The following is a 19,366-nucleotide window of genomic DNA, read 5'->3' on the forward strand; positions in this document are numbered from 1 at the left end:
CAGGAGTTGGACAAGTCTCCATGGAGGAAACCGCGGAAAGCGCCACCGAGGACCGAGAAGGCTACGAAGCTATGGGGATTCGGTCGGTGTGAATCAAGCTCGTGCCGGTGACGCGACGCAAGAATTCTGGCGATGGCCTCGTTGATGCGCAGTGGATCGCACTCGGCTATCGCTCACCCAACGAATTCGAATCCCATCTCGCTCAGCAGGCGGCTTAGTTCTGATGGCCCCAGTGGTCCAGTCCGATGGGGTTCAGTCCACCCGGTGGCTCAGTTTTACTTCGGCGCGGACACCGACTCGTTCCTTCACGACTGCGTTCCGGGCCATCAGGCAGGCAGATGGGCGATCGATGCGATCTCGACCAGTGCGTCCGGCCTGACCAGCCCGCACTGAATGCAGAAGCGCGCGGGCTTCTCGCCGGGAAAGAATTCCGCGCGCCGAGGGAACGAGAATTTCTTTGGGCATGGCGATCAGGTGTGGAGTGACAGACTCGCAGGGCTGCTTCGTGATTCAAGCCGCCCGGGCCTTGAGCCAATCGTCCGCGCGAGGCAGCCCTCGCGGATTCGATCGATGCAGCTCGTAGTAAGGGACCAGTGGATTGAAGATCTCGTACAGACGAACCAGCTCGGCGACGGGGTCTTCGTTCAGGTCGATGCGCAGGTCGATCAGCGGCCCTTCGCGGTCGCCGAACACCGCCATGTCCGAAGACCTTTGTCCGCCGTGCTGGCCTCCTGCATCCCGGCCTGCCTCCAGGCTTGCGAGCAGCCTCCGCGCGAACGGCAGGCCATTGGAATCCTTATAGGCGGCCGCCATGGCCTCGACGGTCGCGGAACTGGTGAGGACGTTGCCGAGCACGGCAAAGTTGTCGCCGACGATGTGACCCGCGTAGGGGAGACAGCTCTCGCCGGTGAATGCGGCGATCCGTCCCTTGTTGTCGATCGCGGCGAGTTGGCGATTCGCGAAGAATTCGTCGCTGCCGATCATGGCCTTCATGGCCGCCTCGGCATCCAGCCCGTTCTGAATCATTAGCGCGCCGACCTTCTGGCATCGGCCGACGGTGCTGATGCCCAGGCAGAACCCCATCATGGGCACATGGCGGTAGAGATCGAGCCCTCCCGCCGCGATCGTTCGGGTTGTCTTTGCGATTCCGAAGTGACCTGTCTGCGGGTCACGCGCAACGATGGCGAATGTCATGCACTTGTTCCTGGGTGTTCACTCACCGAATTTCACCGGCGTCGTTTCGAGCGTCTTGCGGATGGTTTCCACGTCGCGAGCCGTGATCCGCGCGATTTCCTCGGCACCTGCCGGCTGAAGGCTGAGCCCGAAAACCGCAAGTCGCTCCCTCATTCCGGGCTCGGCCAGAACGGTCGTCAGCGTGCTGCCGAACCGGGTGGCCGCTTCCGCCGGAATCCCGGGAGGCGCGAAAAATCCAAAGTTGATGTCCTGGACATAGCCCGGGATGAACCTGGCGATCGGTTCCACCCCTGGAATCAGATGGGATGCGGTTGCCGAGGTCACGGCGATGGCCCTGAGCTTTCCTGCCTTGATGCTCTCGGCAATCACGGGCGACGGCGTGCTGAAGAAGGCCTTGATGTCGCCGGCCAGCGCGGCCTGGACCACCGGTGCGGTTCCCCGAAATGGCACATACACGAGCTTCGTGTTCGCGCTTCGCGCAAGCACGGCCGTTGCGATCTCGACGATGGGGCCACCCCCTCCGATGTCCAGCCCGGCCGCTTGCTTTCGTGCCCAATCGAGGAAACTGGGGAAATCGGTGGCCGGACTGCCGGCATGAACGAATAGTCCCATGGGTGTGCTTCCCACACCCATGACCGGGATCACGGATCTCAAGGGATCGAATGTCTGATCCTTGGTTATCAGCGGCACCTGGACCACGCCAGTGACCGTTGTGTACAGGAAAGTGTAGCCGTCGGCCTGCGCGTTCGCGACGGCGAGTATGCCGACCGCGCCGGCACCGCCACTTCGGTTTTCGACGATCACTTGTTGGCCAAGGAGGGCGCTCATTCGCTGGGCAACATAGCGGGTCACCACGTCGCCGGGCCCGCCGGCAGGAAAGTTCAGGATGACCCGGACGGGTTTGCGAGGCCATCCCTCTGCCCACGCAGCGGGCCAAAAGGCGGCGCCGGTGACCGCGATCAGTATGCTGCGACGGTTGTACAACATGGTTTCTCCGACAAGTGCATCACCATTAAGGAAGTAGAATTCTTATTCTGTTTTCTATCCATGTCAACGCCTCTCCTTTGGCCGTTATGCAGGGCGACGGCTGATACAACAATAATTACCGATGGTCAACACCATGCGAACCCAAGTTTCTTTTGCCGAGGTTGAAGCCTGGGCTTGCGGGGGCTACCTGCCGGAGATGAAGCCGTCGCGCCAAAAACGCAGTGCAAGTACCGCTGCCGCATTGATAGAAGCGGGGCGAAGGTTGCTTCACGATCGCTCGCTGGAGGACCTCTCCATCGAAGCGATTTGCGCAGACGCCAAGACGACCGTAGGGGCGTTCTATGGTCGATTCGAGAACAAGCAGCACTTCTTCCTGACGCTGCAGCGCGTTCAGACGATGCGCACAGAACAATCGATCCGGGAATTCGTCGCGCGGCACCCTCCGGATGCGTCCTCGATCGATGCACTTTGCCGCGACATCGTGGACGAGGCCATCGGAAACTTCCGCTCAAACCTCGGCGTTATGCGTGCTTCCTTGCAGCACAGCAAGGAGGGCATGTGGGAAGTGATCAAGAAGTCCGGGGATCGGTACCGCGTGATGCTCGTCGATCTCATTGGCCCGTACCTGTCCTCGGTGCCGCTGGACCAGCGGCGCCTGCGGATCCTGTTCGCCTACCAGGCGCTCGCGGGGGTGCTGGTGCATGCGGTGCTCAACAACCCGGGGCCCCTGGCACTTGAGGACGACCAGATACGCGATGAGCTCGTTCGCCTGATGAAGGCCTATCTGATTGCTCCCTAGACAGAAGCGGCAGCCGCAACGCGGCTACCTTGCCATTTTTAGAATTAGAATTTGCATTCCAAATTATTGGGGATGCGAACATGAATCACAAAACCGGCAAATGGCCTGCCCTGGGAAGGGCCATGAAGGGCGCCCCCAACATCATCGTGTTTCTGACCGATGACGTCGGATATGGGGCATGCAGCACTTTCGGCGGCCCGATCGACACGCAGAACCTGGACAGCCTGGCGATGGGCGGGTTGCGATTCACCCAGTTCCATACCACCGCCATGTGCTCGCCAACACGCGCGGCGCTCCTCACGGGCCGCAACCCGCATCGGGTGGGCATGGGCAGGGTGACCGCCCGCCCCTCGAGTTACGACGGCTATACCAGCGTGATCCCAAAGTCCGCGGGAACCATGGCTGACGTGCTTCGGGCCAACGGCTATGCCACCGCCATGTTCGGGAAGGGTCACATCACGCCGGAATGGGAGATGAGCCCGTTGGGGCCATTCGACAGATGGCCGACCGGCATGGGATTCGATTACTTCTACGGATTCCTCGGTTTCGACACGAACATGTGGTCACCGGACCTAGTGGAGAACACGTCGCATGTGCGCCCTCCGGAGGGTGGCCGCCACTTCGATGGAATCATGGCGGACCGCACCATCGACTGGATCGCGCAGCAGAAGGCCGTCGCTGCGGATAAGCCATTCTTCATCTACTACGCGACCGGCACGGCGCACTCACCCCATCACGCGCCGCATGAATGGCTCCAGAAATACCGCGGCAGATTCGACGAGGGGTGGGATGCCATCCGTTCGCAGACCTTCGAGCGGCAGAAGGTCGCGGGACTGATCCCCAGGGACACTGTCCTCACGCCGCGGCCCGGCAACTTGCCTGCATGGACCTCCATCTCAGCCGATCACAGGACGCTCGCCGCCCGGCTGATGGAGGCATACGCTGCCGCGTTGGATCATTTCGACCACCAGGCGGGTCGCATCATCAATGCGCTGAAAGATTGGGACGAATTCGACAACACATTGATCCTGTTCATCCAGGGCGATAACGGTGGCAGCGCGGAAGGAGGATTCAATGGCCTGCTGTTCGAGCAATCCTGGGCGAACGGGTTCGAGGAGAAGCTCGAAGACCAGATCAAGATCATCGACAGGATCGGGGGGCCGGCTGCATACAACCATTTCCCCGCGGCCTGGGGATGGGCTATCAACAGCCCGTTCCAGTACTACAAGCAGGTGGCATCCCACTTTGGCGGTACGCGAAACGGCCTCGTGGTCTCATGGCCAGACCGACTGCGCGAGCGCGCGGAAGTCCGGACACAGTTCCACCACGTCGTCGACATTTTCCCGACGGTTCTCGATGCGGCCGGCATCGAGGCGCCCGCAGTGGTCAACGGCATCGCCCAGGACCCTGTGGACGGGGTGAGCATGCTCTACGCCTTCGACAGCACACAGGCAGCCTCCAATCGAAGAACCCAGGTCTTCGAATCGATGCAGAACTTCGGCATCTATCACGAAGGCTGGATGGCATGCACCACGCCCGAGAATGATCCATGGGAAAGCTTTGCACTCAGAAAAGCGAGCATTCCCGAGGGGCGGCGATGGGAACTCTATGAATTGCACAACGACTTCAGCCAGTCAATCGATCTGGCCGAGCAGCAGCCCCAAAAACTCCAGGCGCTCAAGGAGCTTTTCTGGAAGCTGGCGTCGGACGGAAAGATTCTCCCCATTCATCCACCCGGAGAAGCGGCCGCGGGACGACCCAGCCATGGCGCGGCGCGCAACTCGTTCCAATATCGCCGCCGCTTGCGGAATCTGCACTCCGACGCCGCACCGCACACCGTGGGCCGCTCCTTCCGCATCAGTTGCGAAGTGGTCGTCGGCCCCAACGGGGGGCATGGCGTGCTTGCCTCCCACGGCAGTTGCATCAATGGCTACGCCTTCTATCTCCTGGAGGGTGTCCCGGTCCTCTACTACAACGCCATCCATCCGGTAAGTTGCCGCATCGCGGGAGCCGCGCTTTCACCTGGCCGGCACCTACTGGTCGCGAAAGTCGATCTGGAAGAAAGAAGACCGGGCTCGGCTGCGTCACTGTCCATCGAAGCCGATGGACATGTCGTCGCAAGGGGGCGCATTGACAGGACCCTGAAGACATTCCTGAACCAGAATGGCTTCAACGTCGGAGGGGACGCCGTGAGTCCCGTGTCTCCCGACTACGGCCTCGATGACTGCGAGTTCGACGGCGAGCTCCCTCGCCTCCACGTCGACCTCGAATAGCCCCGGCGAACCAGGTGGCTACCACCCACAACACCCCGCTGCCGTACTTCTCCAGCTTGGCCGCGCCGATTCCGCTGATGCCTTGAAGGTCGCTGAGCGATTGCGGCGCCACTGCCGCCACCGTCCCCAGCGTCGCATCATGGAAAATGACATAGGCCGGGAGGTTGTGGCACGCGCCACTTCGGCGCGCCAAGCTTTCAGGGCCGCGAACCTCGCTTCGGCCGGTCCCGTCAATCCCGCTGCGACCGCCGGGGCCGCCTTGACTCCAGCCTTGCGACGCCGGGCGTCCGATCTTCTTTGTTCGTGGACAAAATATTCGCAAACAGACCTCTGCGCTCTGGGCGGCTAGGCAAATGCCTTGCTGCTGCCGACAGGAATGCGAATCCGCAAACGAGGCGCGATGCGTTTTCGCCAGAGGCCGCCAAAGTGTCAAAAGTTCCGAAGACTGAATCCCCAAGCCTTGCTTTTCCATTCAGCTGCGCACACAACGCTCGGCGGTAAGCATCATTTGACGGCTCGCCACCCACGCCAGCGTGTCGACTCTTGCATGCAGATCCCGAGCACGGCGATCGTCGACGCCGACGGGTACTGATCGATGTCATCGGCGCGTCACCGAGTGAAGCCCAAGATGCGCCCCGGCGATCCTGCCGGCCCGCTGAGGGAGAACACCCGATGACCCGCTCGCTGCTTCGACGCCTGCACAGCTCCGCCACGCAGCTGGGTGCGGGACTGGTCACCCTCGGCCTCGTCGCCTGCATCCAGCTGCCAGCCCACGCCGACCAGGGCGAGGCGAACGCGGCGTATGCGATCGGGCTCTGGGGCGACCTCCCCTACTCCCCAGTCCAGGAAGCCGTCGGATTGCCCAACCTGCTGGCCGACATGAACGCGCAGAAGCTCACGTTCACCGTGCATAACGGCGACCTCAAGCAGGGCTCGGGAAGCCTGTGCGACGACGGCCTCTACCACCGTGCCGTGGGCTGGTTCAATGCGCTGCAGGGCGCGGCCATGTTCACGCCGGGCGACAACGACTGGACCGATTGCGACCGGCCGGCCAACGGCGGTTTCAGCTCGCGCGAACGGCTCGACCGCGAGCGCCAGGTGTTCTTCTCTACGCCGCTCTCGATGGGCCGCGATCCGACCGTGCAGGAAGTCCAGACCGAAGTCCTGTGCCTCGGCCAGGCCGGCGCCGTGCCATGCGTCGAGAATCGACGCTGGAAAGTGGGTCGGGTCACCTACGTCACGCTGAACATCCCAGGCTCCTGCAACAACCTGTGCGACACGGCCCCGGACCCGGCGGAGTTCCAGGCACGCAATGCGGCGAACATCAAGTGGCTGCGCGAGTCCTTCGCGGCGGCGGCGCAAACGGGCTCGGTGGCGCTCATGATCATTGCCCAGGCCAACCCCGGCTGGGACAAGAGCGACCCCACGCGCGCGCCGCTGCGGGACCCGCTGACGCTGGAACAGACCGACGGAGCACCCGACGGCTACAAGGAATACCTTCTGGCCCTGCGCGAACACGTGATCGCGTTCCGGCGCCCGGTGGCGTACGTGCATGGCGATTCGCACTACTTCCGCATCGACAAGCCCTTCCTGGACGCCCGCGGCCGCCGTCTCGAGAACTTCACCCGCGTCGAGACTTTCGGCGACAACGCGGCCAACGGCAACAATGACGTCCAGTGGCTGAAGGTCGTGGTGGATCCGAAGAGCCGCGATGTCTTCTCTTACCAGCCGATGATCGTGCCCGGCAACCGCGAGGCGGTGCCGGCGCCCTAACCCGACTGCAGCTGCAAGGGGTGTTTGGTCTTGTAATCGTTGCTTCACCGTCGCACCTCAGAATGCATCCTGACAGCCGACAGGCGCTGGTAGAGGTTGCTTCGGTGCTCGCCCATACCGGGTGGTTCTTCGATGCCTGCGGCTGTCTCGCATCCCTGGTACCACGCTCACGATAGCGAGTGGCCAGTCAGAACAGCAGCCACAAGACCGACCTTGAACGTGTCGCCCTCCCTACGCTCTCTCGATTGCCGCTCAACGCGCTTCGTCACCCACGAGAAGGCGGCACATGCGGTTGGTACATCTGGGGTGGCGAACTGTCCGGCAACCCGAGGTTCTTTCAGCCGCTCCACGTAAGCCATCTCGGTTTACATGCCCCAGTCCTCCTGCCGTACCTCGCGCTGGCGCGCGGTTGGCGCGTGCTACTTGCCACTGGGCAGGCTGAGGTCTGGTATGACCCGGGGCTCTTGGCCGTTTAGACGGGCCGCTGGCCATGGCAACATGCGGCCATCACCGGTCCTTGGGCCGCGCCAATCGGGCGGCAGCTCAAGACTTGGGAGCTGTCATTCAGCGGCGCTGGGCCGACCACCGACTACCGACTCTTGGCAGTTCGCTGCCGATAAGATGCTGACCGTCAATGCTCGGCATGCGAGCGCTTCGCCGCGCTGGGCATCAAGCACACCGGTGGATGCGGCAGATCGTATCCTTTGCAGGTTCGTGCAGACAGCACGGGCTTGCAGCCGGTATCGAGACGGCCGACACTGGGTCAAGTCGCGCACGAAAGGCAACTTGGGCTCCTGTTTCCCAAGGAAATCAAGGAGCGCTTACGAACCGTCGTGAGGTCCTCGAATGTCAGACATCAGCTCGTGGCTCCAAGGTCTTGGCCTTGAGAGGTATTGCGAAGTCTTCGCCAGCAACGACATCGACGTGACGGTCGTGCCGGACCTGACCGAACAGGACCTTGAAAAGCTGGGGCTGTCGCTCGGCCACCGCCGCAAGCTCCTCGCCGCAGCGTCCAAGCTGCGGCAAGCCACCACCATGCCTGCCGGCCCCGTTGCGCCTGCTCCGGCCGCCAAGGAGGTCGAACGCCGCCAGGTCACCGTGGTGTTCACGGACCTGGTGGGCTCGACCGCGATCGCCAGCCAGCTCGACCCCGAGGACCTCGACCAGTTGTTGCGCAGGTATCGCGATGCCTGCGCCCGCGTGATTGAGAGCTTCGACGGCCACATCGCCCAATACCTGGGGGACGGCGTACTGGCCTACTTCGGCTATCCGCAGGCACAGGAACAGTCGACTGAGCGCGCGATCCGATCGGCACTCGAGATGGTGATGGCGGTCGCTCGTCTGCAGCGCCCCGATGGCCAGGCGCTGCAGGCCCGCGTCGGCGTCGCCACGGGCCTGGTCGTCGGGCACGCTGCCGGTGACGGACGCGAACAGACAGTGGTCGGCGATACGCCGAATTTGGCAGCCCGTCTGCAAGCGCTTGCCGAACCCGGCAGCGTGCTGGTGAGCCCGATGACACGGCAACTCAGTGGCGAATTCTTCGAGTACGTGTCCGCCGGCGAACACGCGCTGAAGGGCTTTGACAAGCCTGTCCCCGTCTGGAAGGTGGTGCGCGAACGCAGCGTGGAGAGTCGGTTCGCCGCGTCGCGCGGCAGACTTGCCGGGCCGATCGTTGCGCGAGAGCGGGAACAGGTCCTTCTTCTCGATTCATGGCAACGTGCGGTCCAGGGCAACGGCCACCTCGTGTTGCTCGGCGGCGATGCAGGAATGGGCAAGTCGCGGTTGGTCGAGGCGCTCGCCGAGCGAATACGCGACACGCCGCATCGGCTGCTGCGCTGCCATTGCTCTCCCTATCACAGCAACAGCGCGTTGTACCCGCTGACCCAGTTGCTGCGGCACGAAGCGGCGATTCAGACCGAGCGCGCAACAGAAGAGAACCTGGGCAAGCTCGAAGCCCTGCTGCCGCGCCTCGGCCGGACATCGCGCCGGGACCTGCTTTTGATCGCGGAGTTGCTCGACCTTCCCACGCCCGACCGCCTGTCGCCGATGGAGATGACCACGGCACAGCGCAACCTGGAAATACTCGCCATCCTCGAAGACTTCGTGCTCGCCACGCCCGACGATGTGCCGGTGCTGTTGTTGTTGGAGGACGCGCACTGGAGCGACCCCACGACACAAAGCCTGGTGGAACGGCTGCTGTCGCGCATCGGGTCGCGCAAGGTGCTCGCCCTTGTCAGCCACCGGCCCGAATTCCGCAAACCCTGGAGCGAGCACATGAACGCCACGGCCATTTCATGCAAGCCGCTGGGACACGACCAAAGTGCTGCCATAGCCCGCCGCGCCGCTGGAGATTGGCCGATCGATGAGGCGCTGATCCAGCAGATCGTGGAGCGCAGCGACGGCGTACCGTTGTATGTCGAAGAACTCACCAAGGCGGTGATCGACATGCAGGCTGCGCACGCCGTTGTCGTGCCTTCGACGCTGCAGGATTCCCTGATGTCCCGGCTGGATCGTCTGGGCGAAGCCGAGGACATTGCGCTGGTAGCCTCCGTGATCGGGCGCCATTTCTCCTACCCGCTCCTGGCGGCCATTGCCGGCGTGCAGGAGGCCACGCTGCGCGCGGGCTTGGATCGGCTGCTCGGTGCAGGCCTCGTATTCGCCACCGAGGACTCGCAACAGGATGGCTACAGCTTCAACCATTCTCTGGTGCAGGAGGCGGCGTATGAAAGCCTGTCGCGCAGCCGTCGCCAGGCCTTGCACCTGAGAATTGCCGAACTGCTGGCATCGCAGCAGGACACCTCGGCCGCCAGCGCGCCCGAGATTGTTGCCCACCATTTCGACCGCGCGGCGCAGCCAGAGCGATCGTGCGCGTATTGGATGCTTGCCGCGGAAAGGTCGGGGTGGCGCTCGGCCCATGCCGAGGCGATCGCCAACCTGAATGCCGCGCTTGCGCAAGCAGAACGAATCACCGACGCCGCGACGCGTGCGCGCTGCACGATCGAAGCAAAGCTCAAACTGGGTGCGACCTTCAACATCCAGTCCGGGCCGCTGAGCCATGACATGGCAGCGGCGCTGACGCAGGCCTATGCGCTGGCCAAGAAGGCCGACTCCGAACGGCAACTGTTCCAGGCGACATGGGGGCTGTACATCACCAAGGTCAACTCGCGCCAGTTCGACGATGCCCGCATCTTGGGCGATGAACTGACAGCGATCAGCCGCAAGCTCGGCGATGACGATCTGCAGATGGAAGGCCTGCATCACCGCTGGGGCATCTGGTACTTCACGGGCCAGACCGCGAAGATGCTGGAGGCGTCTCGTGAAGGCGTTCGCCGCTACGATGCGCAGCGCCACCACCGCCTGTCCCAGGTGTATGCGGGCCATGACCTGGGTGTCTGTGCCCATTGCTGCACTGCCATCGGGCTGGGCCTGGGGGGTCTGGCGCAAGATGCCGCCACCAGCCTCGACTCCGCGCTGGCGCTTGCGGAGTCGGTGCAGCATCCGCTCAGCCTGACGTTCGCACTGGGGGTCGGAAGCGTCGCCCTGCAACTGGCCGGCGACATCGAAGCCTGCCAGAACATGGCTGAGCGCGAGATGCAGGTGGCAATGAAGTACGACTTGCCGCTGCAGCGCGGGCTCGGGCAGTTCATGCTCGGCCTGGCGCGCGCACGGCAAGGGGACATCGCCGCCGGGCTGGTCATGATGGAGGCGAACTACGACACGGCGGTCAGGCACAGTTTCCTCGGCGTGTATCCGCATTTGGTCATGATCGAAGCGCTGAGGTGGGGCGGCCGCGGCAAGGAGGCGTTGGCGCTCGTCACGCGCACCTTCGACACGCTGATTTCGCCGGAAGTCGGCATCCATGTTCCGGAGATGTGGCGGCTGCGTGCAGAGCTTGCGCTGGCGGACTCGGCGGTGAACGCGGCACTCGCCGAAGGTTGGCTGCGTACCGCCGTGCGCATCGCCTCGGAGCAGGGTGCGACGGTCTACCAGACAAGAGCTGAGTCGGCGCTGGCTCAGTTGGTCGATTGAAGGCAAGTTGGTCCGCGCGATTGCAGGCGAGCGGCTTGCGAGGTCTGGAGCGATCACCTGATCGCCGGAGCAGCCGTGCCCGCACTGCATATCTGCCGTTGAGCGATCGAGGGCGACGGATCGCAAGGGGCATCAGCGCCACACCAAACCGTGGTGCCCGAACTCACCGCTAAGCGCAGCGCATCTTTCAGGCCATCGGGGGTGATTGCGAGGAAGACCACGTTCGCTCCTGTTGTGATTTTGCGGCGATGGCTGAGTGGCTGGTTCTGGCCGCATTCTGCCGCACGTGCACCGGCGTCGGCAGTCCCAATGCCGTCCTTCGCAGCGGAGATGCTCGACGGGGCTTGCTGCAAATCAAGGCACGCGGCACAGTCACACGTTTACGTGTTCAGTCGCACCGAAGAGAAAATCAGATGCCAAAAGCCTACTGGGTAAGCGCGTATCGCGCGGTCAACGATTCCGACAAGCTTGCCGCGTATGCGAAGCTGGCCGGCCCGGCACTCACTGCCAACGGTGCACGCTTCCTGGCGCGTGGCGAACCGTCCAAGGTCTATGAACTCGGCCTGATGCAACGCACTGTACTGATTGAGTTTGACAGCGTTGAACAAGCAATCGCCGCGCACGACAGCCCGGCGTACCAGGCAGCACTGGCTGCGCTGGGCGACGGAGCCGACCGCGAGATTCGCATCATCGAAGGTGTTTGAGCGGCAGCTGCGGGACGCGCCCTCTTTCCCTCTTTAGTACCCGCGGACAAGACAAGCTCGCGCCAGTGCGCGATTGGGAGACAGGGAAGGAAGACGCGCAATGGGGGTGCTCAGAACGAAGGGCTGCTCTTGGCCGCATTCTGCCGTAGAGCGCTGGCCTCGATGCGAAGTCCGGATGTCCAAGTGCGAACGCCAGTGCTCTTGAAGCGACAAGTTGGTCTCGGGGCCGTTGTCAATCCTCGAACTTGGCCAGAAGGCCCATGGCGCCCTTGGGGGCTAGTGCGAGGCGCTAGTTATGCCTGCCACTACGGTCAGCATGTCGCGCATTGCTTGCCGGTCCCTGAGCGTAGCCAGCCCGATGCCGACAGCCAGTTCGTCGCCCTCGACTAGAGACCGGTAGGCAACGCCCGCCCGTCTTAAGCCAGTGAACGATTTGGGCAGTAGGGCCACACCACGTCCACTAGCCACTTCACCCAACAGAACGTGGTGGTCGGTCGGTTCCCTCAGCTTTGGCGGGGCAAAGCCATGGCGCGAGAAGACCTTCTGGCAGTGGTCGTAAAACGCGGGCTGCCGCGCGCGCTCGAACCAAAAGACCGATTCACGCGCCAGGTCCGCGAGACGAACCGCCTTGCGCTTCGCCAACTGATGGGAAGACTGCATCGCGACCACCATCGGCAGGCGGTCGAGTTCCAAGACATCCAACCCATGTGCATCTGTAGGGAGTGCTACGAACGCCGCATCCAATTTGCCGGCGCGAAGCTGGCGTACAAGCCTCGGCGAGGTATCGGAAAAGGTTGACACGGCCGTTCCGGGATGAGTTGCTTGCACTCGTTGTGCCAGCCCACGGAACCAGGTCGGCTCCACTGCGCTAGTCAGGCCTAGCCGAAGCGTGGCCGGCAAGCCCTGGGTCGCGAGCTCCGCTTCGGCCTCGCGAAGCAACTTCCCGATGCTGCGCGCATAGGGCAGCAGTCTGTGCCCAGCGTCGGTGAGGTTCACGCCCTTCGTGTTGCGATCGAACAGCCGTGTTCCCAACCGCTCCTCGAGTTCCCGAATCGCCCGGCTCAGCGGCGGCTGCGACAGGTGCAATGTCTCGGCCGCCTGACGAAAGCTCAGCGCATCCGCGACGGCAAGGAAGAACGCGAGTGAGCGGGAATCCAGGCGGGTTGACATATCAAAAAGGTATCACGAACTTGGTCATTCCGCATGCTGCAGGTCATCTCTACAGTGACCTACGTCGACTTCTTGGAGGACTTCATGACCCTTTCTCGCCACGTTGCAGCGGCCGGCCTCGCCGCCCTCGCCGCGGTATCTGCTATCGCCGGGCAGCCAGTGAAACCATGGAGCGCCGAATCCATACCAGGTACGTTTTCAGCGCCGACCGGCCTCGCGTATGACGCCAGCGGCAGCCTGTACGTGACCGAATGGTCGGCCCATCGGGTGACCCACATCGACAGGACTGGCGCAAGAAAGCTCGTAACCGACTTGGTCCGTTCGCCCTCGGGCATCGCAGTAGGGCGCGACGGCGTCGTCTACGTGTCGTCCTACTCGGACGGAGTGGTCCATCGCCTTTCCCCCGACGGCAGACCCCAGGTGTTTGTACGCGGTTTGCGCACTCCGGCAGGTCTCTCCATCGACAGGGATGGCAACCTGCTCATTGCCGACCGGGGCCTCAATCAGGTCTTGCGGGCAGACACATCTGGCACGACGCGAGTATTGGCGGATGGGCTTCCGACACCCGTCGGTGCAGTCGAGCTCGCTGATGGGACGCTGGTCATTTCGAACTTTGCCGGCAGCGTTGTCGAGGTTCGGCCCGACGGCACGCAGAGTGAGCTGACTAGAAAACTCGGTGCACCAGCGGTCGGCATCGTGGCGGATGGGGCCGACGCGGTACTGGTGTCCGACTATGCAGGCACTTCGGTATGGCGCGTGACCCGCAGCGGCTCAGCCTCGACAGTGATTCAAGACCTCCGAAGCCCTGTGGCCATGGCCCGGTCCGCCGACGGCTCGGAAGTCGCCGTGGGCAACTGGGGCGACGGCACTGTGCGGCGGTACCGCAAAGGAGATGGTCAATGAGCTCCGAACGTTACGAACGCGGTTCGCGCATGTTGACTGCCGTGGATGGCCCTGCGGGCCTGGCGGTGGTCGAAGGGCTCGCGAAGTCGTTCCCGGACTTCGCGCGCTATGTGCTTGAATTCCCGTTTGGCGACATCTACGCACGGAACGGGCTGGGCTTGCGTGAACGCGAACTGGCGACGGTGGCAGCGTTGTGCGCACTTGGCCATGCGTCGCCCCAACTGCGTGTGCACGTGCATGCTGCATTGCACGTCGGCTGCAAACCGGAGGAGGTGGTCGAGGTCGTGATGCAGATGGCGGTCTACGCGGGTTTTCCGGCGGCGCTGAACGGACTGTTCGTCGTGCGGGAGGTTTTCGCAGAGACAGGAATTCAGCTCCCACTGGCCTGAGGGCACACCGTCGGACGAACGACCGGTCCTGGGGTTATGGCCGACTGTAGCCGGTTGCGCCCCTCTGGCGCTTCGGGGCCGATCCGGACTTCCTGCGACTCACATTCGACCTCCGGGAAGCCGCCGTTAGAGAGCATCTACTTGGGTGGAGCAACGGCGACTCCGCGCAGCCCAGCCCCCTTGATCGCGGCCGCCACCAGGTTCGCTGACTTCGCCTCCTCGACGTATTTGGCGACGTACATGGCCGCGGCAGCATTGCGCCCCTTGGGCACGCCCATGCCGATCGGCTCGACGACGATCCGGCCGTCGAGAACTCGCGAGCCTGGCCGGCTCATCGCTCCGGCGAAGAGGGCCGTCTTGGTGGCGGCAATCACTTCGACCTTTCCGGTATCCAGCAAGGCTAAGTTTTCAGCAGGGCTATTGACTCGGACCAGCTCGGCGTGTTTCAAGGTCTTCGACAGGTGGAGCTCTGCGCCGGATTTTTCGAGCACTCCGATCCGGATCCCCGCCTTGTCCACGTCCGCGGCCGTGGCGACAGGGACACCGGCGCGGACGAGGTAACCCTGTTCGACTTCCATGTAAGGCGCTGAGAAATCCATCGCCGCCGCCCGCTCGGCATTGATTCCGGCCAGTGCGACGTCCCATTCGCCGGACTTCGCACCGCCGATCAGCGCGGGAGGGTTGGAATACACGACCGCTTGGAATGGCACGCCAACGCGGCGCGCGAGCTCCTTTCCGAGATCGACTGCAACGCCTTTGAGTTCGCCGGTCGCTGAATCCTTGGTCGCATAAATCGGCCCCAGGAGAAATGCGACTCGAAGCGTGCCCGTTGGTGCCACGGCGGCTCTCGTCTCCTGGTTCACTCCCCCCTGCATTCCCGCACAGCCGCCGATGCACAGCCCGACCACCGCTGCCCGTATCCAGTCACGTATTTGCATGGTGTGCTCCTCTGAAATCACGGTTCTCTGACGCAAGCCGCGCATCGCGGCGGGCAGCCGTCAAATCACATCATCCAGGACTCCAGTTTCCGAGAGCGGCCAGCCGCGACGGTCCGCTCCTGGCCGGAAGCAGGCATACGGTTAAGCGACAGCGTGCCCCCGGCCTGCAGCAAGTGACTCGGCACAGCGCTGGTCCCGTCCGACCTCCGACTACTTTCGATGTCCATGACGCGGCTCATCGTCATGTTCGCTGCTCTCGCCTCAGGCCGGCTAGGTCCGGGCCCCGACTGTTTGCGCATTTATTAGCTTGTTTGCGCATTTATTGACCTGTTCGTGCATTTATTGACCTAGAACAACTTCTTCAGGTGCACCCCAACCCCGGGAATACCCCCACAGAAAAACGCCGGATCTTGCCTACATTGCTTGTATGCAAGATTACTGATCTCTTGCATGCAACCAAACACGGAGATCCCCCATGCCCCGTTTCGCCAAATCGCTCTTCGGTCAGGTGGTCATCGCGCTGGTGCTCGGCGTGCTGGCGGGCCTGTTCTTTCCCGACTTCGCCGTCAAGCTCAAGCCGCTGGGCGACGGCTTCATCAAGCTGATCAAGATGATCATCCCGGTGCTGGTGTTCTGCGTGGTGGTGCACGGCATCGCCGGCGCAGGCGACCTGAAGCGCGTGGGCCGGGTCGGCGTCAAGTCGCTGATCTACTTCGAGGTGCTGACCACCATCGCGCTGGCCATGGGCCTGGTGCTGGCCTTCGTGTTCAAGCCCGGCGTGGGCATGAACGTGGACCCCGGCGCGCTCGACGCCGCGGCCATGAGCGCCTATGCCTCGAACGCCGACAAGCTCACCAGCGGCGGCACGGTCGACTTCCTCATGAAGCTGATCCCGACCACGGTGGTCAACGCCTTCGCCACCGGCGACGTGCTGCAGGTGCTGCTGTTCGCGGTGCTGTTCGGCTGCGCGCTGGCGCTCCTGGGCCCGCGCGGCAAGCCGGTCGGCGATTTCGTCGACACGCTCTCGCTGGTGCTGTTCAAGATCATGGGCATCATCATCAAGCTGGCACCGCTGGGCGTGCTGGGCGCCATCGCCTTCACGGTGGGCAAGTACGGCATCGGCTCGCTCAAGCAGCTGGGCATGCTGGTGGCGCTGTTCTACGCTTCCGTCATCGTCTTCGTGTTCGTGGTGCTGGGCTTCGTGATGCGGCTCTCGGGCTTCAGCCTCGTCAAGCTGCTGCGCTACCTGCGCGAGGAACTGACCATCGTGTTCGCTACCACCTCGTCGGACAGCGTGCTGCCGCAGATCATGGCCAAGCTGCGCCACATGGGCATCCGCGACTCGACCGTCGGCTTGGTGATCCCGACCGGCTACTCCTTCAACCTCGACGCCTTCTCGATCTACATCACGCTGGCGGCCGTGTTTATTGCGCAGGCGACCAACACGCCGGTCTCGATGACCGACCTCTTGACCATCCTGGCGATCGCGCTGGTCACATCCAAGGGCGCGCACGGCGTGCCGGGTTCAGCGATCGTGGTGCTGGCCGCCACGCTGCATGCGATTCCCGCCATCCCGGCCATCGGGCTGGTGCTGGTGCTCTCGGTCGACTGGTTCATGGGCATCGCACGCGCCCTGGGCAACCTGATCGGCAACTGTGTCGCCACCGTCGCGATCGCGGCCTGGGAAGGCGACATCGACCGCGAGCGCGCCCATGCGGTGCTGAACGGCACCCACTCGCCCGAGGACGAGCCGCTGGCAGAGCCCGACTCCCCGGTCGCCGCGGCGCACGCCGCCCACGCGGCACACGCGGCACACTAGGGCTCATTCACAAGCCCTCGCCATGACCGACGTCACGCCCACCACCATCGCCGAGCGCGTGGTCGAAGCCATCCTGGCGCAGAAGCTCGCGCCCGGCGAGCGCCTCGGCGAGCAGGACCTGGCGGAGAACTTCGGCGTCAGCCGCACCATGGTGCGCGAGGCGCTGATGCAGCTGCAGGCGCGCGGCTTCGTCGAGGTGCAGTCGCGCCGCGGCTGGTACGTGGTGCAGCCTTCGGCCGAAGAGGCGCGCGATGCCTTCGCCGCGCGCCGCATCGTCGAGGCCGGCATCCTGGCCGAGGCGGGACGGCCGCTCTCGAAGGTGATCCGCAAGCTGCGCGAGCACATCGCCGACGAGAAGCGCGCCATCGCCGGCGCGGATGCCGCGACGCGCGCCTTCCTCTTGGCCGACTTCCATGTCTGCCTGGCCGACCAGATGGGCCACCGCCTGCTGGTCGACGTACTGCGCGACCTCACGGCCCGCACCACGCTCGCGGCCACGCTGTTCCAGTCGAAGCACGAGGCCGGGCAATCGTGCGCCGAGCATGCGGCGATCGTGGCCGCGCTGGAGGCTGGCGACACGAAGCGCGCGCGGCAGCTGATGCTCGACCACATCGGCAACGTCGAGCAGGCGCTGCAGGTCGAAGCCGAGGCCGCACCGGGCGCCGACGAGCGCCTGCGCGCCACGCTGGCGCCGGTGGCGCTCCCAAGGGCGTCGCGCTGAGGGAGCGGCAAACCCGGTCGGCTACAGTAGCCGGCGTATGAATTCACCCCAACTCCAGCGCGGCGTCTTCCTGCTCCTGCTGGCGTCCGTCACGGCCGCCTTCCTCGCGATCCTGGCCCCCTTCTCCGGCGCGGTGCTCTGGGGCGTGGCGCTGGCCATCCTGTTCACGCCGCTCTACAAGCGGCTGCTCAGGAAGATGCCCACGCGGCGCAACCTCGCGGCGCTCGCCACGCTCACGATCTGCCTGGTGATCGTGATCATCCCGCTCTCGATGGTCACCGCCTCGCTGGTGCAGGAGGTGTCGCTGGTGGCGCAGAAGATCCGCTCGGGCGAGATCAACTTCGTGCGCTACCTGCAGCAGATCGCGGCCGCCTTGCCGCAATGGCTGCTCAACCTGCTGGATCGATTCGGCCTCGGCAACATCGAAGCGCTGCTGGCCAAGCTCTCGCAGGGCGCGGCCCAGGGCACCCAGCAGATCGCGACACAGGCGGTCAACATCGGGCAGAACACCTTCGAGTTCCTGGTCAGCTTCGCGGTCATGCTGTACCTGCTGTACTTCCTGCTGCGCGACGGCACCGAGCTGTCGAAGTCGGTGCGCGAGGCGCTGCCGCTGGCGCGGCCGCACACGCACTACCTGCTCAACAAGTTCACCACCGTGATCCGCGCCACCATCAAGGGCAACGTGGCGGTCGCGGCCGTGCAGGGCGCGCTGGGCGGCCTCGCGTTCTGGTTCCTGGACGTGCAGGGCGCGCTGCTGTGGGCCGTGCTGATGGCCTTTCTCTCGCTGCTGCCGGCGGTGGGCGCGGCGCTGATCTGGCTGCCCGTGGCGCTCTACTTCCTGGCCACCGGCGAGATCTGGCAGGGCGTGTTCCTGATCGTCTTCGGCGTGGTCGTGATCGGGCTGGTTGACAACATCTTGCGGCCGCTCCTGGTCGGCAAGGACACCCAGATGCCCGACTACATCGTGCTGCTCTCCACCATCGGCGGCATGGCACTCTTCGGCATCAACGGCTTCGTGATCGGGCCGGTGATCGCCGCGCTGTTCCTGGCCGCCTGGGACCTGTTCTCCTCGTCGAACGAGGAGCAGGACGAGCCGCCGACCTGAATCCGGACGCGCTTCGCCCGCCGCTCGCGCATTTGGCGCGCGCATTTTGCATTCCGTCGCATGGCGCTGGGCAGCAGCCGGCGGCCGCGCGATCTTCGGGCCTCCACTTCCGACGAGGCCCTCATGAATCCTTCTGCTCCCCTGCCCCGCCGCGGCACGCGCGCCCTGTGCGCCGCCGCCCTGCTCGCCCCGCTGGGCGCGCTCGCCGCCGACCTGACCCTGAGCGTCGTGGACGGTCCGGCGACCGAAGCCACGCTCTATGTCGCGCTCTTCGACAGCGCCGAAGGCTACGCCGGCAACAAGGCGCTGGCGGCCCAGACCGTGCCGCTGCGCGCCGGCGCGGCCCGGCTCGCTTTCCCTGGCCTGGCGCCCGGACGCTATGCGCTGCGAGTGTTCGCGGACGAGAACGGAAACGGCAAGCTCGACACCAACCCCATGGGCATGCCGACCGAACGCTACGGCTTCTCGAACGACGCCAAGGGCAACCGCGCTGCGCCGGGCTTCGATGCCGCGTCGTTCAGCGTCGATGCCGATCTCAAGACCGTCATCCACCTGCGCTGAG

16 protein-coding genes and 2 pseudogenes are annotated in these 19,366 nt (G+C 64.2%); 12 read left to right on the forward strand and 6 right to left on the reverse strand.

The genetic code is table 11. From position 1 onward, the window contains the following. Nucleotides 1-326: 326 nt before the first annotated feature. The 3 genes and pseudogenes from ACSQ86_RS21420 to ACSQ86_RS21430 all read right to left on the reverse strand — a co-directional run. Nucleotides 327-434, reverse strand: a pseudogene (locus ACSQ86_RS21420) (pyrimidine utilization protein C); the annotation flags it as partial. Between the two features lie 76 nt (nucleotides 435-510). Continuing rightward, on the reverse strand, nucleotides 511-1,194 hold the full coding sequence (locus tag ACSQ86_RS21425) for a DUF1028 domain-containing protein (protein ID WP_436304973.1): 684 nt from the start codon (nucleotides 1,192-1,194) through the stop codon (nucleotides 511-513). An 18-nt stretch (nucleotides 1,195-1,212) separates the two neighbouring features. Then, a complete protein-coding gene (locus ACSQ86_RS21430; protein WP_436309557.1) occupies nucleotides 1,213-2,181 on the reverse strand; it encodes a Bug family tripartite tricarboxylate transporter substrate binding protein in 969 nt (322 codons plus the stop codon). A 121-nt stretch (nucleotides 2,182-2,302) separates the two neighbouring features. On the opposite strand from ACSQ86_RS21430, the gene ACSQ86_RS21435 reads away from it, so the two are divergent. Next, complete coding sequence (locus ACSQ86_RS21435) at nucleotides 2,303-2,980, forward strand: TetR/AcrR family transcriptional regulator (protein ID WP_436309558.1); 678 nt, start codon at nucleotides 2,303-2,305, stop codon at nucleotides 2,978-2,980. A gap of 80 nt (nucleotides 2,981-3,060) precedes the next feature. Continuing rightward, nucleotides 3,061-5,253, forward strand: a complete 2,193-nt coding sequence (locus ACSQ86_RS21440; RefSeq protein WP_436304976.1) for an arylsulfatase — start codon at nucleotides 3,061-3,063, stop codon at nucleotides 5,251-5,253. 16 nt (nucleotides 5,254-5,269) lie between these two features. On the opposite strand, the pseudogene ACSQ86_RS21445 reads toward ACSQ86_RS21440, so the two are convergent. Continuing rightward, nucleotides 5,270-5,535, reverse strand: a pseudogene (locus tag ACSQ86_RS21445) (HRDC domain-containing protein); the annotation flags it as partial. 390 nt (nucleotides 5,536-5,925) lie between these two features. Here ACSQ86_RS21445 and ACSQ86_RS21450 point away from each other — a divergent pair. From ACSQ86_RS21450 to ACSQ86_RS21465, 4 genes are all read left to right on the forward strand, one after another. After that, on the forward strand, nucleotides 5,926-7,026 hold the full coding sequence (locus ACSQ86_RS21450) for a hypothetical protein (RefSeq protein WP_436304977.1): 1,101 nt from the start codon (nucleotides 5,926-5,928) through the stop codon (nucleotides 7,024-7,026). Between the two features lie 179 nt (nucleotides 7,027-7,205). Beyond that, on the forward strand, nucleotides 7,206-7,502 hold the full coding sequence (locus ACSQ86_RS21455) for an immunity protein Imm33 domain-containing protein (protein ID WP_436304978.1): 297 nt from the start codon (nucleotides 7,206-7,208) through the stop codon (nucleotides 7,500-7,502). 370 nt (nucleotides 7,503-7,872) lie between these two features. Beyond that, on the forward strand, nucleotides 7,873-11,055 hold the full coding sequence (locus ACSQ86_RS21460; RefSeq protein ID WP_436309559.1) for an adenylate/guanylate cyclase domain-containing protein: 3,183 nt from the start codon (nucleotides 7,873-7,875) through the stop codon (nucleotides 11,053-11,055). Between the two features lie 413 nt (nucleotides 11,056-11,468). Continuing rightward, nucleotides 11,469-11,759, forward strand: coding sequence for a DUF1330 domain-containing protein (locus ACSQ86_RS21465; protein ID WP_436304980.1), 291 nt, complete (start codon nucleotides 11,469-11,471; stop codon nucleotides 11,757-11,759). Between the two features lie 276 nt (nucleotides 11,760-12,035). Here ACSQ86_RS21465 and ACSQ86_RS21470 read toward each other — a convergent pair whose 3' ends face one another. After that, nucleotides 12,036-12,929 carry a LysR substrate-binding domain-containing protein gene (locus tag ACSQ86_RS21470; RefSeq protein WP_436304981.1) on the reverse strand — a complete coding sequence of 298 codons (894 nt, stop codon included), beginning with the start codon at nucleotides 12,927-12,929 and terminating at the stop codon, nucleotides 12,036-12,038. 33 nt (nucleotides 12,930-12,962) lie between these two features. On the opposite strand from ACSQ86_RS21470, the gene ACSQ86_RS21475 reads away from it, so the two are divergent. Beyond that, nucleotides 12,963-13,832: a hypothetical protein gene (locus tag ACSQ86_RS21475; RefSeq protein WP_436304982.1), complete on the forward strand. Its 870-nt coding sequence runs from the start codon at nucleotides 12,963-12,965 to the stop codon at nucleotides 13,830-13,832. Beyond that, entirely contained in the window at nucleotides 13,829-14,221 is a 393-nt protein-coding gene (locus ACSQ86_RS21480; protein WP_436304984.1) for a carboxymuconolactone decarboxylase family protein, read from the forward strand. Before ACSQ86_RS21475 ends, ACSQ86_RS21480 begins: the two co-directional genes overlap by 4 nt. Before the next feature lie 137 nt (nucleotides 14,222-14,358). Here the strand turns inward: ACSQ86_RS21480 and ACSQ86_RS21485 are convergent, their stop codons facing one another. After that, nucleotides 14,359-15,159, reverse strand: coding sequence for a transporter substrate-binding domain-containing protein (locus tag ACSQ86_RS21485; RefSeq protein WP_436309560.1), 801 nt, complete (start codon nucleotides 15,157-15,159; stop codon nucleotides 14,359-14,361). A 475-nt stretch (nucleotides 15,160-15,634) separates the two neighbouring features. On the opposite strand from ACSQ86_RS21485, the gene ACSQ86_RS21490 reads away from it, so the two are divergent. The 4 genes from ACSQ86_RS21490 (at nucleotide 15,635) to ACSQ86_RS21505 (ending at nucleotide 19,365) form a co-directional block, all read left to right on the forward strand. After that, nucleotides 15,635-16,978, forward strand: coding sequence for a C4-dicarboxylate transporter DctA (locus ACSQ86_RS21490; protein ID WP_436304986.1), 1,344 nt, complete (start codon nucleotides 15,635-15,637; stop codon nucleotides 16,976-16,978). A 22-nt stretch (nucleotides 16,979-17,000) separates the two neighbouring features. Continuing rightward, nucleotides 17,001-17,699: a GntR family transcriptional regulator gene (locus ACSQ86_RS21495; RefSeq protein ID WP_436295007.1), complete on the forward strand. Its 699-nt coding sequence runs from the start codon at nucleotides 17,001-17,003 to the stop codon at nucleotides 17,697-17,699. Nucleotides 17,700-17,736: 37 nt separating this feature from the next. Then, nucleotides 17,737-18,804 (forward strand): AI-2E family transporter, encoded by a 1,068-nt coding sequence (locus ACSQ86_RS21500; protein ID WP_436309561.1) that lies wholly within the window; start codon nucleotides 17,737-17,739, stop codon nucleotides 18,802-18,804. Nucleotides 18,805-18,927: 123 nt separating this feature from the next. Next, the gene (locus ACSQ86_RS21505) at nucleotides 18,928-19,365 is read left to right on the forward strand and encodes a DUF2141 domain-containing protein (protein ID WP_436304989.1); all 438 of its coding nucleotides are present in this window, start codon (nucleotides 18,928-18,930) and stop codon (nucleotides 19,363-19,365) included. The last annotated feature ends 1 nt before the right edge of the window (nucleotide 19,366 follow it).

This window comes from Variovorax sp. LjRoot130 (genome assembly GCF_964253755.1).
Lineage (GTDB): Bacteria > Pseudomonadota > Gammaproteobacteria > Burkholderiales > Burkholderiaceae_C > Variovorax.

Bases quoted from the DNA above. Each gene is read 5' to 3' on its own strand.
- ACSQ86_RS21435 (WP_436309558.1), top strand. From the start codon at position 2,303: ATGGTCAACACCATGCGAACCCAAGTTTCTTTTGCCGAGGTTGAAGCC.
- ACSQ86_RS21475 (WP_436304982.1), top strand. From the start codon at position 12,963: ATGCTGCAGGTCATCTCTACAGTGACCTACGTCGACTTCTTGGAGGAC.
- ACSQ86_RS21485 (WP_436309560.1), bottom strand. From the start codon at position 15,159: ATGCAAATACGTGACTGGATACGGGCAGCGGTGGTCGGGCTGTGCATC.
- ACSQ86_RS21495 (WP_436295007.1), top strand. From the start codon at position 17,001: ATGACCGACGTCACGCCCACCACCATCGCCGAGCGCGTGGTCGAAGCC.
- ACSQ86_RS21440 (WP_436304976.1), top strand. From the start codon at position 3,061: ATGAATCACAAAACCGGCAAATGGCCTGCCCTGGGAAGGGCCATGAAG.
- ACSQ86_RS21500 (WP_436309561.1), top strand. From the start codon at position 17,737: ATGAATTCACCCCAACTCCAGCGCGGCGTCTTCCTGCTCCTGCTGGCG.
- ACSQ86_RS21505 (WP_436304989.1), top strand. From the start codon at position 18,928: ATGAATCCTTCTGCTCCCCTGCCCCGCCGCGGCACGCGCGCCCTGTGC.
- ACSQ86_RS21480 (WP_436304984.1), top strand. From the start codon at position 13,829: ATGAGCTCCGAACGTTACGAACGCGGTTCGCGCATGTTGACTGCCGTG.
- ACSQ86_RS21490 (WP_436304986.1), top strand. From the start codon at position 15,635: ATGCCCCGTTTCGCCAAATCGCTCTTCGGTCAGGTGGTCATCGCGCTG.
- ACSQ86_RS21425 (WP_436304973.1), bottom strand. From the start codon at position 1,194: ATGACATTCGCCATCGTTGCGCGTGACCCGCAGACAGGTCACTTCGGA.
- ACSQ86_RS21465 (WP_436304980.1), top strand. From the start codon at position 11,469: ATGCCAAAAGCCTACTGGGTAAGCGCGTATCGCGCGGTCAACGATTCC.
- ACSQ86_RS21470 (WP_436304981.1), bottom strand. From the start codon at position 12,929: ATGTCAACCCGCCTGGATTCCCGCTCACTCGCGTTCTTCCTTGCCGTC.
- ACSQ86_RS21430 (WP_436309557.1), bottom strand. From the start codon at position 2,181: ATGTTGTACAACCGTCGCAGCATACTGATCGCGGTCACCGGCGCCGCC.
- ACSQ86_RS21460 (WP_436309559.1), top strand. From the start codon at position 7,873: ATGTCAGACATCAGCTCGTGGCTCCAAGGTCTTGGCCTTGAGAGGTAT.
- ACSQ86_RS21450 (WP_436304977.1), top strand. From the start codon at position 5,926: ATGACCCGCTCGCTGCTTCGACGCCTGCACAGCTCCGCCACGCAGCTG.